The sequence below is a fragment of the Achromobacter sp. D10 genome (assembly GCF_035282245.1).
In the GTDB taxonomy this organism is placed as follows: domain Bacteria; phylum Pseudomonadota; class Gammaproteobacteria; order Burkholderiales; family Burkholderiaceae_B; genus Achromobacter; species Achromobacter insolitus.
The window spans coordinates 243,918-257,179 of sequence record NZ_JAYJLE010000006.1; the positions used below are offsets into that span (position 1 = coordinate 243,918).

At 66.3% G+C, this 13,262-nt stretch carries 15 protein-coding genes; 6 read left to right on the forward strand and 9 right to left on the reverse strand.

The annotated features are described in order from the left end of the window. Positions 1-9: 9 nt before the first annotated feature. The 8 genes from VCS63_RS18850 to VCS63_RS18885 form a co-directional block, all read right to left on the reverse strand. A complete protein-coding gene (locus tag VCS63_RS18850; RefSeq protein ID WP_042794970.1) occupies positions 10-678 on the reverse strand; it encodes a CoA-transferase in 669 nt (222 codons plus the stop codon). After that, on the reverse strand, positions 675-1,343 hold the full coding sequence (locus VCS63_RS18855) for a 3-oxoacid CoA-transferase subunit A (RefSeq protein WP_042794969.1): 669 nt from the start codon (positions 1,341-1,343) through the stop codon (positions 675-677). The genes VCS63_RS18850 and VCS63_RS18855 overlap by 4 nt, the downstream gene beginning before the upstream one ends. Then, the gene (locus tag VCS63_RS18860) at positions 1,340-2,215 is read right to left on the reverse strand and encodes a MaoC/PaaZ C-terminal domain-containing protein (RefSeq protein ID WP_063640171.1); all 876 of its coding nucleotides are present in this window, start codon (positions 2,213-2,215) and stop codon (positions 1,340-1,342) included. Before VCS63_RS18860 ends, VCS63_RS18855 begins: the two co-directional genes overlap by 4 nt. A 7-nt stretch (positions 2,216-2,222) precedes the next feature. Beyond that, positions 2,223-3,128 (reverse strand): SDR family oxidoreductase, encoded by a 906-nt coding sequence (locus VCS63_RS18865; protein WP_042794968.1) that lies wholly within the window; start codon positions 3,126-3,128, stop codon positions 2,223-2,225. Positions 3,129-3,140: 12 nt separating this feature from the next. Beyond that, positions 3,141-4,307, reverse strand: coding sequence for an acetyl-CoA acetyltransferase (locus VCS63_RS18870; protein ID WP_042794967.1), 1,167 nt, complete (start codon positions 4,305-4,307; stop codon positions 3,141-3,143). After that, a complete protein-coding gene (locus tag VCS63_RS18875; protein ID WP_063640174.1) occupies positions 4,304-4,678 on the reverse strand; it encodes a Zn-ribbon domain-containing OB-fold protein in 375 nt (124 codons plus the stop codon). Before VCS63_RS18875 ends, VCS63_RS18870 begins: the two co-directional genes overlap by 4 nt. After that, positions 4,671-5,633, reverse strand: coding sequence for a Bug family tripartite tricarboxylate transporter substrate binding protein (locus VCS63_RS18880; protein WP_042794965.1), 963 nt, complete (start codon positions 5,631-5,633; stop codon positions 4,671-4,673). Before VCS63_RS18880 ends, VCS63_RS18875 begins: the two co-directional genes overlap by 8 nt. Before the next feature lie 155 nt (positions 5,634-5,788). Continuing rightward, positions 5,789-6,721, reverse strand: coding sequence for a LysR family transcriptional regulator (locus VCS63_RS18885; RefSeq protein ID WP_323880708.1), 933 nt, complete (start codon positions 6,719-6,721; stop codon positions 5,789-5,791). Between the two features lie 151 nt (positions 6,722-6,872). Here VCS63_RS18885 and VCS63_RS18890 point away from each other — a divergent pair, with 151 nt between their 5' ends. From VCS63_RS18890 to VCS63_RS18910, 5 genes are all read left to right on the forward strand, one after another. Then, positions 6,873-7,667, forward strand: coding sequence for an enoyl-CoA hydratase (locus VCS63_RS18890; RefSeq protein ID WP_042794963.1), 795 nt, complete (start codon positions 6,873-6,875; stop codon positions 7,665-7,667). Then, positions 7,667-8,803: a CoA transferase gene (locus VCS63_RS18895; RefSeq protein WP_323880709.1), complete on the forward strand. Its 1,137-nt coding sequence runs from the start codon at positions 7,667-7,669 to the stop codon at positions 8,801-8,803. Before VCS63_RS18890 ends, VCS63_RS18895 begins: the two co-directional genes overlap by 1 nt. 39 nt (positions 8,804-8,842) lie before the next feature. After that, positions 8,843-9,754, forward strand: a complete 912-nt coding sequence (locus VCS63_RS18900; RefSeq protein ID WP_042794961.1) for a LysR family transcriptional regulator — start codon at positions 8,843-8,845, stop codon at positions 9,752-9,754. Positions 9,755-9,868: 114 nt separating this feature from the next. Then, the gene (locus tag VCS63_RS18905) at positions 9,869-10,861 is read left to right on the forward strand and encodes a Bug family tripartite tricarboxylate transporter substrate binding protein (protein WP_063640177.1); all 993 of its coding nucleotides are present in this window, start codon (positions 9,869-9,871) and stop codon (positions 10,859-10,861) included. A gap of 198 nt (positions 10,862-11,059) precedes the next feature. Beyond that, complete coding sequence (locus tag VCS63_RS18910) at positions 11,060-11,824, forward strand: class II aldolase/adducin family protein (RefSeq protein WP_042794959.1); 765 nt, start codon at positions 11,060-11,062, stop codon at positions 11,822-11,824. A 40-nt stretch (positions 11,825-11,864) separates the two neighbouring features. Here VCS63_RS18910 and VCS63_RS18915 read toward each other — a convergent pair whose 3' ends face one another. Continuing rightward, on the reverse strand, positions 11,865-12,374 hold the full coding sequence (locus VCS63_RS18915) for a DUF1993 domain-containing protein (RefSeq protein WP_323880711.1): 510 nt from the start codon (positions 12,372-12,374) through the stop codon (positions 11,865-11,867). A 136-nt stretch (positions 12,375-12,510) separates the two neighbouring features. Between VCS63_RS18915 and VCS63_RS18920 the strand changes: the two genes are divergently transcribed. Continuing rightward, positions 12,511-13,254, forward strand: a complete 744-nt coding sequence (locus VCS63_RS18920; RefSeq protein ID WP_076815281.1) for a GntR family transcriptional regulator — start codon at positions 12,511-12,513, stop codon at positions 13,252-13,254. The last annotated feature ends 8 nt before the right edge of the window (positions 13,255-13,262 follow it).

Here is a 13,262-nt window from a genome sequence, read left to right on the forward strand (position 1 = left end):
GGAAAGGAATCAGGAGTTGGGATGCAGGACGCGCGGCGTGCCTTCGATGCGCACGGGGGCATCGATCCAGCGGTCCAGCCCGGAAGGCGGCAGGCCGTCCACCAGCGCCAGGGGGACGAAGGCGCCATTGCGCACGTCGAAGACGCCGATGTCGGCATAGACCCGTCCGACCACGCCCGCGCCCGTCAGCGGCAGGGCGCAGCGATCGCGCAGGCGCGGCGCGCCCTCGCGGGTGAGCGCTTCCATCATGACCCAGACATTGCGCGCGCCCACGGCCAGGTCCATCGCCCCGCCCACCGATGGCATGGGGTCGTCCGCGCCCAGCGACCAGTTCGCCAGATCTCCGTGGCACGACACTTCGAAGGCGCCCAGCACCGTGATGTCGATGTGGCCGCCGCGCATGATGGAAAAGGAATAGACGTGGTCGAAGATGGCCGCGCCCTCGGTCAGCGCGATCGATTGCTTGCTGGCGTTGATGAGGTCGCCGTCCGCGGTCTCGTGCGCTTGCAGCAGGCGCATGCCGAGGATGCCGTTTTCGCTGTGCAACTGCACGCCGCGAGCCGGGTCCAGGCGGTCGGTGACCAGCGTAGGCATGCCTATGCCCAGGTTGACGACGGCGCCCGCGGGCAGGTCGTTGGCGACCAGGGCCGCCAGTTCTTCGCGTGACAGTCGTTTCATTGCGGATTCCCCAACAGGCGATGCACGAACAGGCTGGGCGTGACGATGGTGTCGGGATCCAGCGCGCCGCTGGGTACGATTTCGTCGACCTCGACGATGGTGCTGCGGGCGGCCATGCACATGACCGGCCCGAAATTGCGCTGGGCGCGGCGGTAGACCAGATTGCCTAGCGGGTCGGCGCGATGCGCGCGGATGAAGGCGAAGTCGGCCCGCAGGGGTTGCTCCAGCACGTAGCCGCGTCCGCCGAATACGCGGGTCTCCCGGCCTTCCGCCAGGGGCGTGCCGTAGCCCGTAGGGGAATAGAACGGTCCCATGCCCGCGCCGCCGGCGCGGATGCGTTCGACCAGCGTGCCCTGGGGCATGACTTCCACTGCCAGGCTACCCGCCTGCACCCGCTGGCGTATCACATCGTTGCCCGGCATGCGTGGGTACGAGCAGACGATGCGGCTGACGCGGCCGCAGGCCACCAGGGCTAGAAAGCTGGTTTCGCCCGCGCCGGCATTGTTGTTGATCAGGGTGAGGTCGTTCACGTCGCGCTTGGCCAGCAGGCCGGCCAGCAGGCGCGCCGGGATGCCCGAACCGCCGAAGCCGCCAACGAAAATCACCGCGCCGGATTCCACGCCGCGCAGGGCTTCTTCCACGTTGGCGCATGTCTTGTCTTTCATTGTTTCTCCTCTGCCCAGGCCGCGCGGCCTTGGGCGCACAGGGCGCCGGCCTGATGGCAGGCGAGGGCGACTCCCTCCGGCTGCCCCCACAGCGATACCGCAACATCCAGCCCGGGATACACCGGCGCCATGAAGCGCAGGTCCAGTTCGCCCAGGCGCAGATCCGGCAGCTTGCGCAAAGCGGCCTCGAGGGCGCGGTTGACCATGCCCAGCAGCGCCGCGCCGTGCAGGATAGGGCGCTCGTAGCCGGCCTGCCGCGCGCTGGCCGGATCCACGTGCAGCGGATTGCGGTCGGCGTTAAGCCGGTACAAGGCGCCCTGGTTGCGGCAGGTAGGCAGGACGATGACACTGTCCGGCGGGGCGGCTGGCGGCGCGGCGATGGGTGCGGCCAGCGTATCGCTGAGCGCGGCGTCGCCGCCCGAGTAGCCGCCGTCGCCGCGGCAGATGTTCAATTGTTCGATGAGAGCCAGTTCCTGCCCCGTGGCCGCGTCGTTCAGCGTGCGCCGCGTTACGACGAACGCGCCTGGACCTTTGTCCGCGATGCGGGAGACCTGCATCTGGCATACCACTTCGGCGCGGGTGGGCAGGCGGCGCGCAAAGCGCATGCGCTGCTCGCCGTGCACGACCTGTTTCCAGTCCAGGCCATGGCGGGGATCGCGCATCCAGAAGCCGGGATAGGCCAGCACGCAGGCCATGGCGGGCAAGGCGCGCAGTCCTTTTTCATAGATGAACCGGGTTTCATCGCCGACGGCGGCGTCTTCGGACAGGCCCGCGCCCACGCCCAGCGCGTAGAGGATGCAGGCATCCTCGCCATAGGTCTGGCGCTGGGGCGCGAAGACGTGGGACTTCAGGCTGCGATAGTCCAGCGCCATGGCAGCCTCAGACCGGATCCCAGGCGAACACCTGGGCGGACGTATCCAGAGGCATGAACGACGCGCGCAGCGCTGCCATGCCGTGCTCGGCGATGCTCTCGGTGGTCCAGCCGTCCGAGCGGTGTACCGAGCGCACAGGGCGGGACTGGCTCATCAGGAAGATTTCATTCAAGCGAATGGCGAACACCTGTCCCGACACATCGGACGAGGCGTCCGACGCCAGATAGCAGATCAGCGGCGCGATCGTCTCGGGACCCATGCGGCGGATCTTCTCGACATGGCGCGCCTGTTCCTCGGTCTTGGCCGGGATGGTCTCGGTCATGCGGCTCCAGGCCAGCGGCGCGATGCAGTTCGAACGCACGTTGAACGCGGCCATGTCCAGCGCCATGGCCTTGGACAGGCCCACGATGCCCAGCTTGGCGGCGCAATAGTTGGCCTGGCCGCGATTGCCGATGACCGCCGAGTTGGATGTCATGTTGATCAGGCTGCCGCCGCCCTGTTCGCGGAAATGCCGGGCCGCGGCATGGCTGAGGTTGAAGCAGCCATACAGATGCACCTTGACCACGGCATCGAAGTCTTCCGGCGTGAGCTTGTGGAACATCTTGTCGCGCACGATGCCGGCGTTGTTCACCACGGCGTCCACCCGGCCATAGGTATCGGCAGCCGCCTCGATGATGCGCTGCGCGCTTGCGTACTCGGCGACCGAGTCGCCGTTGGCGATGGCCTCGCCACCCGTGGCGCGGATGTCCTCAACGACCTGGGCGGCCGTGCTCTGCGAGGCGCTGGTGCCGTCCAGCGAAACGTTCAGGTCATTGACCACGACGCGGGCGCCCTGAGCGGCCAGTGCCAGGGCCGCGGCGCGACCGATGCCGTTGGCCGCGCCCGTGACGACCACCACTTTTCCTTCCAGCATGTTGAATCTCCTTCAGTCCATCCAATTGGTCAGCACGGTCGTGGCCTGGGCGCTAAGCACCCCGCCGTTGCCGTGCACGAGCGCCGTGCGCGCCTTTGCCACCTGCCGTTCGCCGCATTCACCGCGCAGTTGGCGCACGGCTTCCACCAGGCCGAACATGCTGTACATGCCGGGATGCACGCAGGAAAGTCCGCCGCCGTTGGTGTTCAGCGGCAGTTCGCCGCCGGGGGCGATGCGCCCACCCGACACGAATGCGCCGCCTTCACCCTTGTCGCAGAATCCCATGTCTTCCAGGAACAGGATGGGATTGATCGTGAAGGCGTCGTAGAGCTGCACCAGGTCGATGTCGGCCAGCGCCACGCCGGCGCGCTCGCGCGCCAGGCCGGCGCTCTGGCCCGCCACGGTGCGCGTCAGGTCGGCCATGCAGGCGATCTGGCGATGCGAGTGCGCCATGGCCGTGCCTTGCACGTACACGGGCCGTGACGTGTTGGCGCGTCCTGCTGCTGTGACCACGATGGCGCCTGCGCCATCGGTCACCAGGCAGCAGTCGCGCGCGGTCAGCGGCGAGGAAATTACGCGCGCCGCCAGTACATCGTCGATCGACAGCGGCTCGCGCTTGTAGGCTTCCGGATTCAACCGCGCCCAGGCGCGCGCGGCCACCGCCACCTCGGCCAGTTGTTCTCGGGTGGTGCCGTATTCGTGCATATGGCGACGCGTGGCCAATGCGTAGCTGGTGGGCGGATTGAATGGCTGGAAAGGCTCTTCGTAGGGAAACGGATCCAGCCGCGCGCGGGCGCCGGAGGTCGCCGAAACGCCATTGCCGCCGCGCGGGGCGGCGCCATAGGCGATCACGATGTTGCGGCACAGGCCGGCCTGGATGGCCGCTGCGGCCGTCAGCAGGTGACCCACAAAGGATGCGCCGCCTATCTGGGTGCTGTCCATGAAGCGCGGAAACAGGCCCAGGTATTCCGAAAGCTTGCTCAACCACATCGACGAGGACAGGCTGGCGCTCATCAGGCCGTCGATGTCGTCCATGCGCAGTCCGGCATCGCGCACGGCCGCATGCACGGCCAACGAGGTGATTTCCAGGTCGTTCAGGCCGCCGGCATCGCCGATGCCTGCCGTGGCGCAGCCGGTGATGGCGATGGCGCCGCGCAGGCTCTTGTTCCAGTCCGTCATGGCGCCTCCGGTCCGAAGACCACCCGGGCGCGCTGCGGATCAGGCCTGGCCGTCAGCCGCATGCCGATGCGCAGTTCGCCTTCGTCCAGCAGGGTGGACATCATGCGGAACCCTTCGTCCATGTCGGCCAGGATCACGTTGCGCGCGGGCGCTTGCGGCGTGGCCGGGATTTCCGAATAGGAATACAGCGTGGCACCGGTACGCATTGGACGCCAGGCGTATTCCTGCGAACGGCAGTGAGTGCAGTGCGTGCGCGGAAAGAAGAACGAGAGTCCGCAGCTGCGGCACATCTGGACTTCCAGGCGTCCCGCGCGCAGCGCCTCGGAGAAATAGGCTTCCGGCGACAGCGAGCCGATGCGGACCTCACTCATCCTTGACCCCGGCCTGGGTGATGACGGCCTGCCACTTGTCCATCTCGTCGCTGACGAACTTCTGGTACTGGGTCAGGTCCATGTCGCCGGGCTCCGAGCCGGTCGAGCGGATGTATTCCTGGGTGGCCGGTTGCATGACCGACTTGCGGATTTCGCTGTTCAGCGTCTGGACGATGTCGGCGGGTGTGCCGGCCGGGGCATAGACGCCTACCCAGGTGCTGAGGTCGAAGCCCTTGTATCCCAGCTCGTTGAGCGTGGGCACGTCGGGATAACGCGGCTGGCGCTGCGCCGAGGCGATGGCCAGGGGCACGATCTTGCCGGATTGCAGGTACGCATTGGCCGTCACGGACTCGGCCATGCCGAAGGGCACCTGGCCCGATACCAGATCCGTCATGGCGGGACCCGCGCCGCGATAGGACACATGCATCAGCGGCAGGCCGCTTTGCGAGCGCAGCAGTTCGCCCACGATGTGGGGGGCGCCGCCGGCGCCGGCCGTGCCATAGGGCACCGAAGCCTGCTTCTGCGCGTAAGCCTTGAAGTCCGCGTAGGTCTTGATGCCCTGGTTGGCGTTGACCAGCAGGAAATTGGGGCTGACGGCCAGCAGCGCCACGGGAGCAAAGTCCTTGCGGGCGTTGTAGGGCAGCTTCTTCATGGCGGGATTGATGACGTGGCTCGTCGCGCCCACCAGGATGGTGTAGCCGTCGGGCTTCTGCCGCGATACATACTCGGTGGCGATCTGACCGGTTGCGCCGGGCTTGTTCTCCACCACGAAGGGCTTGCCCAGTCGGGTCTGCAGATCGGCCGCGATGCGACGGGTCAGGATGTCGGTCATGCCGCCGGGCGCATACGCCACCACCAAGGTGACGGGCTTGGCCGGATAGGTGTCGGCCGCGGCAATGGCGGGAAGGGCGGCGAGCAGCGTCAGCAGCTGCTTCAGGCCAGGCTTGAATGTCATGTCGGGGTCTCCTCGTCCTGCGGGCTGGTTTGCCCTGCTTGGTTATGGCGTCGAGGCGACCGTTGGGCCGGATAGCGCGCGGGGTGTGGACCTCGACGCGCTAATGATGGAAGCGGTCCATCATGCAAACAATTGATTAATTGTCATGAAGGCATTCAAGAAAGCGATGAATCGTTGGCCGCTGCGGGCTGTCCCTGTTCACCGAGGTGCGCTTCGAAGGCGGCGAGAAATGCGGCGGCCGCGCGCGACAACCGGTAGTCGGCCCGGCGCAGGATGGACAGTTCGTGCAGGGCTTGCGGCCGGTCGGCGATGCACAGCGCCTTCAGGCCCATTTCCTGGCAGACATTGCGGACATAGCCCGGCATGACCGTGATGCCCATGCCACCGCGGATCATGGCGAAGGCGGTGGTCAGGCTTCCTGTCTGCGCCACGCTGCGCACCGTCAGTCCCTGGTCCTGAAGAATCTGGTCCATCTTGCGGCGCACGGTGTACGTGCCGCGCAACAGGATATGCGGGTAGCGGGCGAGCTCGCGCCAGCGCGCCTGGTCGTGTCGCGCCAAGGGGTGGCTGGCCGGCACCACGGCGTACATAGGGCCGCGATAGACGATGCGGCAGTCCAGCCTGGGGTCCTGGCTCTCCATCGCTACCAGGCCCAGATCGGCCCTGCCGTGCAGCACGTGCTCGGTGACCTCGTCGCCGGTAAGCTCGTGCAGGTCGAAGACAATGTTGGGATGCCGCGCGTGAAACTGCGTGACCACCGGCGCGATCAGGGTATGCATCATGATGGGCGAAGCCGCGATGGACACCTCGCCGCGCTCCAGGCCGGCCAGGCTGCTCAGGCTGCGCTCGGCCGCGCGCAGGGAGCCGAAGGTTTCCTGCGCGTAGGCATACAGCTCGGCTGCGCCCTCCAGCAATTCCACCCCGCGCGCCGAACGCTCGAACAGCGCCATGCCTATCGCTTTCTCCAGTTCGGAGCAGAGCTTGCTGACCGTGGATTGCGTCAGGTTGAGCGCCTCGGCGGCGCGGGTGAAGTTCTTCAGCTCATACACGGCGCAAAAGGCCCGTAGCTGGCGCAGCGTGATACCCATGGTGCGACTCCCGCAAGAGGCGGCTATCGTACCCAAGCCAGGCGGGCTTCAGTATTTATTCCATTCCAGACTTATTTCATGAAAATTACTCGTTTGTTGTGATGAAACCTCGCCCTTAGCATCGGTAGCCATAACCCTAGCTGGAGTTTCCATGACTGCGCCTATCCCTGCCTTTGCCCATGCCCTCGTGACCCGTGACGAGCGCGGTGTCTACACCCTGCAGATCCACGATGCCAAGAGCCTGAACATCCTGGCCTCGACGGTCACGCTGAGCCTGACCGAGGCCGCGCGCTGGATCGCGGCCCAGGACGATGCTCGCGCGGTCGTTATCCGTGGTTCGGGCGAGCGCGCCTTCGTGGGCGGCGCCAACATCTATGAAATGGCCGAACTCGAGCCTCAGGGGGCGCGCGAATTCATCACCCGACTGCGCGATCTGTGCGACGCGGTCGCCGCAATTCCTGTTCCGACCATCGCCCGTATTCCGGGCTTCTGCCTGGGGGCCGGCATGGAACTGGCCGCGGCTTGCGACATCCGCCTGGGGTCGGCGGACGCCGTGTTCGGCATGCCCGAGGTGCGTGTGGGCATCCCATCGGTGATCCATGCCGTGCTGCTCCCGGCGATCATCGGCCCCGGTCCCACCAACTGGCTGCTGCTCACCGGGGAGACCGTCGATGCGGCGCAGGCTCGCCAGTGGGGCTTCCTGGAGTTCGTCAGCGAGACCGGGGCGCTCGACGCGCTGGTCGAACGCACGGTGGCGCCCATCGCGGAAAGCGGCCCGATCGCTGTGCGCTCGCAGAAGGCGTTGCTGCGCTACTGGAGCGAATCCACGGTCGAAGCCGGCCTGGACCGCAGCGTGGCGGCATTCGGTGAAGCCTTCACTACCGACGAGCCGCGCCGCTACATGGCGCCCTTCGTCAACCGCAAGAAACACCAGGAGGCCAAGTAATGGCTGGCCCGCTCGCGGGCGTGCGCGTCATCGACATGACCTCGGTGGCCATGGGGCCGTATGGCACGCAGATCCTGGCCGACATGGGGGCGGAGGTCATTAAAGTGGAATCGCCCGAAGGCGACGTGTTCCGCACTTCGGCCCCGGCGATGAGTCCGGGCATGGGGCCGGCCTATCTGAACCTCAACCGCAACAAGTACAGCGTGACGCTGGATGCGAAAACGCCGGCCGACCGTGACAGCCTGCTGCGCTTGATCGACGGGGCCGACGTGTTCGTGTCCAACGTGCGTCCCGCGGCCCTGGCGCGGCTGGGCCTGGACGCCGCCACGCTGCGCGCGCGCAACCCGCGCCTGATCCATTGCTCCGCAGTGGGCTTCGGCCAGGACGGCCCGTATGCGGCGCGCCCGGCCTTTGACGACATCATCCAGGCCATGAGCGGCCTGGCCGACCTGCAGGGCCGCAACAGCGGCGCGCCAGCGTACGTGAATACCATCCTCGCCGACAAGGTCGCGGGGTTGACGCTGGCCTACGCCATTCCCATGGCGCTATACGAGCGCGAGCGTTCGGGAGAGGGGCAGGCCGTCGAAGTCCCCATGTTCGAAACCCTGGTTTCCTTCACCCTGGTCGAGCACATGAGCGGCCACAGTTTCGTGCCGCCGCTGGGGCCCATGGGCTACAGCCGCGTGTTGTCGCCGCAACGGCGTCCCTACCGCACCCGCGATGGCTATCTGGCCTTGCTGCCTTACACCGACGCGCAGTGGGGGCGCTTTTTCGCCCTGGCCCAACGCGCCGACCTGGCGGTGGACCCGCGCTACGTCGACGCAACGGCGCGCGCCCGGCATTTCGACGAGCTCTACCAGGACCTGGCCGATATCGTCGCGTTGCGGGGCACCGAAGAGTGGCTGGCGCTGCTGGCCGATGCCGATATCCCGCATTCGCGCGTCAACACGCCGGAAGCCCTGTTCGATGATCCGCACCTGCGGGCGACGGGGTTCTTCCAGCCCGTGGAGCATCCGACCGAAGGGCCGCTGATGGCAGCAGGCATTCCGGTGCGCTTCTCGCGCACGCCCGGAGAGATCAAGCGCCAGGCGCCGCGCCAGGACGCCGATCGCGATATGCTCAAGCCTGCGCGCTGAGGCCGGCATGGCCGGCGGCGCCTGGCGGCGACTTCGACCATGAACATCACTCTCAAGCAATTGCGCGTATTTTGCGCGCTCTACGAACTGCGCAGTTTCACGGCGGCCGCGCGCGCGGCCTTCGTGACCCAATCGGCCGTCAGCAAGCTCTGCGCGGAACTCGAGGCCGAGGTCGGCCAGCCGCTGTTCGAACGCTCCACCCGCAGTGTCACGCCTTGCGACGGCGCGGCGGATTTCTACGCCTACGCCCAGGAAATCCTGGGGACCGTGCGCGCGGCCGAGCGCAGCATGTCGGGCCTGCGCACGCTGGAACGCGGCACGGTGGGCGTGGCGACGTCGCCCCTGATGATGGTCGGCCTGCTGGGCGACGTGGTGGCCGACTATCACCGCGCCCATCCCAGCGTGAAGCTGGACCTGTTCGAGCTCTCCACCGATGACACCATCGAACACGTGCGCAATGGCCGCGCCGATTTCGGCATTGTTTCGGTTGAAACCCCTTCGGAAGAATTGGCCACGCGGGTCATCTACCGCGACACCATGTATGCGGTGTGCGCGCCACGCCACGCCCTGACGCGCAAGCGTTCCGTGTCCTGGGCCGACGTGGCCGCCCACGACCACATCATGCTGCGCAACGTGTACAGCGTGCGGCGGAGCCTGGACCGCGTGGCGGCCGACCTGAACCTGGAATTCCGCTACCGTATCGAAGCCGGCATGCTGACCTCGGCGCTGAAGCTGGTCGGCGCGGGCCTGGGCATCACGGTGGTGCCCGGGTATGCCTGCGACCTGGCGCGGCAGCTGGGCCTGCGCATCTTGGCCATCGACGGCGCGCGCAAGCACGGGCACGAACTCTGGCTCATCCAGCGCCGCAACGCGCGGCTGTCGCTGGCGGCATCGGCCTTTCTGCAGGCCACCGAGGATTATCTGCGGCAGCGCCAAGCCGAAGGTAATTAATCCCAGTTTGGAATAAGTCTATGAAAATTAGTCCCTTGTTGGGATAAGCGGGTCGCAAGCATCATACGGTCAGAGTTCAAGAGGCCGACCCGCGGCCCCTCACAGGAGACAAGCATGATCCGACCGTTTGGCGTACGCCGCCGCCTGCTGGCCGCCGGCAGCCTCACCGTCCTGACTGCGCTGGCTGGCGGCCTGCCGTCCGCGGCGTTGGCTCAGGGCGCATATCCCGACAAGCCCATCACCATCGTCGTGCCGTTCTCGCCAGGCAGCGCAACCGATACCAGCGCGCGCATCATCGCCGAAAAGCTCGGGCCCCGCCTGAACGTGCCGGTGGTTATCGAGAACAAGCCCGGCGCGTCCGGCACCATCGGGTCCTCGTTCGTGGCACGCGCCCAGCCCGATGGCTATACGCTCATCCTCACCAGCAGCTCGACGCACTCGGCCACGCCGGCGCTGTTCCGGAAGCTGCCGTTCGACCCCACGGGCGATTTCACCCACGTGGTCCGTATCGCCACCATTCCGATGATGCTGGTGGTGCGCGAGGACGCGCCCTACAAATCGCTGCAGGAACTCGTCAAGGCCACCCAGGCCAAGCCCTTGAACTACGCATACGGCTCGCCCACCAGCCAGATCGCGGGCGCCACATTCAACACCGTGGCGGGCGCCGCCGCCAACGGCGTGCCCTACAAGAGCCAGCCTCCCGCCGTGACCGACCTGCTGGGCGGGCACGTCGACTACCTGTTTGCGGACTTGTCCGTCGTCACGTCCTTTATGCAAGCAGGCAAACTGCGTGGCCTGGCCTACACCGGCCACGAGCGCGCCAAGGAATTCCCGAACGTGCCGACGCTGGCCGAGCTGGGCTACCAGAAGTTCGACCTCGTGGTGTGGGTCGGCGTGGCGGTACCGGCCAAGACGCCCGATGCCATCGCGCAGAAGCTGAATCAGGAAGTCACAGCCATCCTGCGCGAGCCGGATGTCTTGCAGCGCTTTGAATCCCTGGGCATGCAGGTCTCGCCCAACACGCTGGCCGAGCACCAGGCCTTTGCGCAATCGCAGCGCCAGGTCTGGACCCAGCGCGCGGTCGACGCGAAGATCGAACCGCAGTAAGCGGCAAGGACGCAGCAGGAAATAAGCAGGGCGCCAGCGGGGCGCCCTTTTTTTGGGTGAAGGGCGGTCCAGGCCGCTCCGCGGGGCCGAGATGACCGCCCCTTGGCCGTCGTCCGTGCCTGCTGCGGGCAAAACGAATAAAGTGCCAGATAGCGTCCGCGCAGCCGCCGCGGACAATCATCAAGACTGGGAGACAACATGGATACGGTAGGCAAGACGGGCGCCAGCGTGCGTGAACGGGTCAGCGCAACAGAGTGGGAGGTGCGCAAGGATCTGGCAGCGCTATACCGCCTGGTGGCGCTGTTTGGCTGGGATGACCTGATCTTCACCCACATCACGGCCAAGGTGCCGGGGACCGAACACTTCCTGATCAACCCCTACGGCATGATGTTCGACGAGATCACGGCGTCCAGCCTGGTCAAGATCGACCTGGACGGTCGCAAGGTCATGGAGTCCGAGTACGACATCAACCCGGCCGGCTTCACCATCCACAGCTGTATCCACGCTGCGCGCAAGGACGCGATGTGCGTGTTGCACACGCATTCCATCAATGGCGTGGCGGTGTCTGCGCAGAAGGCGGGGCTGTTGCCGCTGTCGCAGTTCGCGTTCATCGTGTTGCGTTCGCTCAGCTACCACGATTACGAGGGGCTGGCGCTCAACCCCGAGGAGCAGCCGCGACTGGTGCGGGACTTGGGAAGCAACACCTATCTCATCCTGCGCAACCACGGCCTGCTGACCGTGGGGCAGAGCATGGCCGAAGCGTTCCAGGCCATGCACCGGCTGGAAGCCGCCTGCATGGTGCAGGTGCGGGCGCAGGCCGGCGGCGAGCTGACCTACATTCCGCCCGACATCCTGAAGAATGCGACGGTGGAGTCGCAGGCCGACCGCGCGCACAAAGCCATGCTGGCCTGGCCAGGTCTGCTGCGCCGCCTGGATCGCCGCAACCCCGGCTACGCGGAGTAGCCGGGCGCGGGCCCCGTTGCGCGGGGCCCGCGTAACCCCATCAATACTTGCCCATGTAATCGCGCTTGCCGATTTCCACGCCGTTGTGGCGCAGGATGTCGTAGGCCGTGGTCACATGGAAGAAAAACTGCGGCAGGCCATAGTGCAGCAGATAGGCGCTGCCGTTCAGCTTCTTTTCCTTCGGCGTGCCGGGACGCAGCACGATTTCTCGGGCTTCGCTCTGCTCGAATTGTTCGGGATCAAACGAGGCGAGATGCTCCAGCGTCTTGGCGATCAGGGCTTGCAAACCGGCGAAGCTGGCTTCGCTGTCCGGCCAGGACGGCACTTCCGCGCCAGCCAGGCGCGAGGCGATGCCACGGGCAAAATCCGACGCGATCTGCACTTGGCGCGACAAGGGGAACATGTCGGGAAACAGGCGCGCACCCAGGTAGGCTTGCGGATCGATGCTCTTTTCCGTGGCGTGGGTTTCGGCTTTCTTCAGCACGTCGGACAGGGCCGACAGCATTTGCGTCAGGACGGGTACGGAGGCGCTGTGCATGAAACTGCTCATTTCGTGTCTCGCTTGAGAGTGGACGCTGGCGCGGGAGGCGCCAGCAGGCTTGCGAAGACTACCAGTTGCCGGCCTCGGCATCCGTAACGCGATTTGAGGGTTGCATCATCATGACATCATGATGTTATGATGACTTATGCAAAATGACGCCGAACATGCTCCTCTTTACGCCCGGGTGGAAGCGGCGCTGGCCGCGGAAATCGCGGCCGGCATCCTGCCGGCCGGCAGCCAGTTGCCCACGGAAGACCGGCTGATCGAACGCTTTACCGTCAGCCGCACCACGGTGCGCAAGGCGGTGGAAAACCTGGTTGCCCGCGGTCTGGTCGAAATCCGGCGCGGGAAGGGCACGTTCGTTACGGAACCCAAGCTGACCCAGGCGCTGACGTCGCTGAGCGGGTTCGTCGAAGACATGACCGAGCTTGGCCGCCACGCGACGGCGCGCCTGCTGGACAAGCGGCCGGTGCCTGCCACCGAGGACGTGGCGCGCCAGCTGGACGTGGCGCGCGGCGCGCTGGTCTACCGCATTGAGCGCGTGCGCCTGGCCGATGGCGTGGCCATGTCGTTCGATGAAACCTATCTGCCGCTGGACATCGGCGAAAAGGTCGCCAGCAATGACCTGGAAGCCGAACCCATCTTCGACCTGCTGGAACTGCGCTACGACCTCCCGCTGATCGAGGCCCAGTACCAGCTCGAAGCCGTGACGGCGGACGAGCGCGTGGCGAGAGCCTTGGGGGTCGAGCCCGGCAGCCCCATCTTTCTTATCGAGCGCACCTCTTACAGCGAGGGACAGCGCCCCGTCGACTATGAAAAGCTGTACTACCGCGGTGACTTGATCCGGTTCACCACTCGCCTGTCCCGGCTGCCGCGCAAGCGGGATTGAGCTGGCGG

Coding starts and splice junctions, on each gene's coding strand:
- VCS63_RS18855 (WP_042794969.1), bottom strand. CDS start 1,343: ATGAAAGACAAGACATGCGCCAACGTGGAAGAAGCCCTGCGCGGCGTG.
- VCS63_RS18875 (WP_063640174.1), bottom strand. CDS start 4,678: ATGAGTGAGGTCCGCATCGGCTCGCTGTCGCCGGAAGCCTATTTCTCC.
- VCS63_RS18910 (WP_042794959.1), top strand. CDS start 11,060: ATGGATACGGTAGGCAAGACGGGCGCCAGCGTGCGTGAACGGGTCAGC.
- VCS63_RS18870 (WP_042794967.1), bottom strand. CDS start 4,307: ATGACGGACTGGAACAAGAGCCTGCGCGGCGCCATCGCCATCACCGGC.
- VCS63_RS18865 (WP_042794968.1), bottom strand. CDS start 3,128: ATGCTGGAAGGAAAAGTGGTGGTCGTCACGGGCGCGGCCAACGGCATC.
- VCS63_RS18895 (WP_323880709.1), top strand. CDS start 7,667: ATGGCTGGCCCGCTCGCGGGCGTGCGCGTCATCGACATGACCTCGGTG.
- VCS63_RS18920 (WP_076815281.1), top strand. CDS start 12,511: ATGCAAAATGACGCCGAACATGCTCCTCTTTACGCCCGGGTGGAAGCG.
- VCS63_RS18850 (WP_042794970.1), bottom strand. CDS start 678: ATGAAACGACTGTCACGCGAAGAACTGGCGGCCCTGGTCGCCAACGAC.
- VCS63_RS18900 (WP_042794961.1), top strand. CDS start 8,843: ATGAACATCACTCTCAAGCAATTGCGCGTATTTTGCGCGCTCTACGAA.
- VCS63_RS18905 (WP_063640177.1), top strand. CDS start 9,869: ATGATCCGACCGTTTGGCGTACGCCGCCGCCTGCTGGCCGCCGGCAGC.
- VCS63_RS18885 (WP_323880708.1), bottom strand. CDS start 6,721: ATGGGTATCACGCTGCGCCAGCTACGGGCCTTTTGCGCCGTGTATGAG.
- VCS63_RS18880 (WP_042794965.1), bottom strand. CDS start 5,633: ATGACATTCAAGCCTGGCCTGAAGCAGCTGCTGACGCTGCTCGCCGCC.
- VCS63_RS18915 (WP_323880711.1), bottom strand. CDS start 12,374: ATGAGCAGTTTCATGCACAGCGCCTCCGTACCCGTCCTGACGCAAATG.
- VCS63_RS18860 (WP_063640171.1), bottom strand. CDS start 2,215: ATGGCGCTGGACTATCGCAGCCTGAAGTCCCACGTCTTCGCGCCCCAG.
- VCS63_RS18890 (WP_042794963.1), top strand. CDS start 6,873: ATGACTGCGCCTATCCCTGCCTTTGCCCATGCCCTCGTGACCCGTGAC.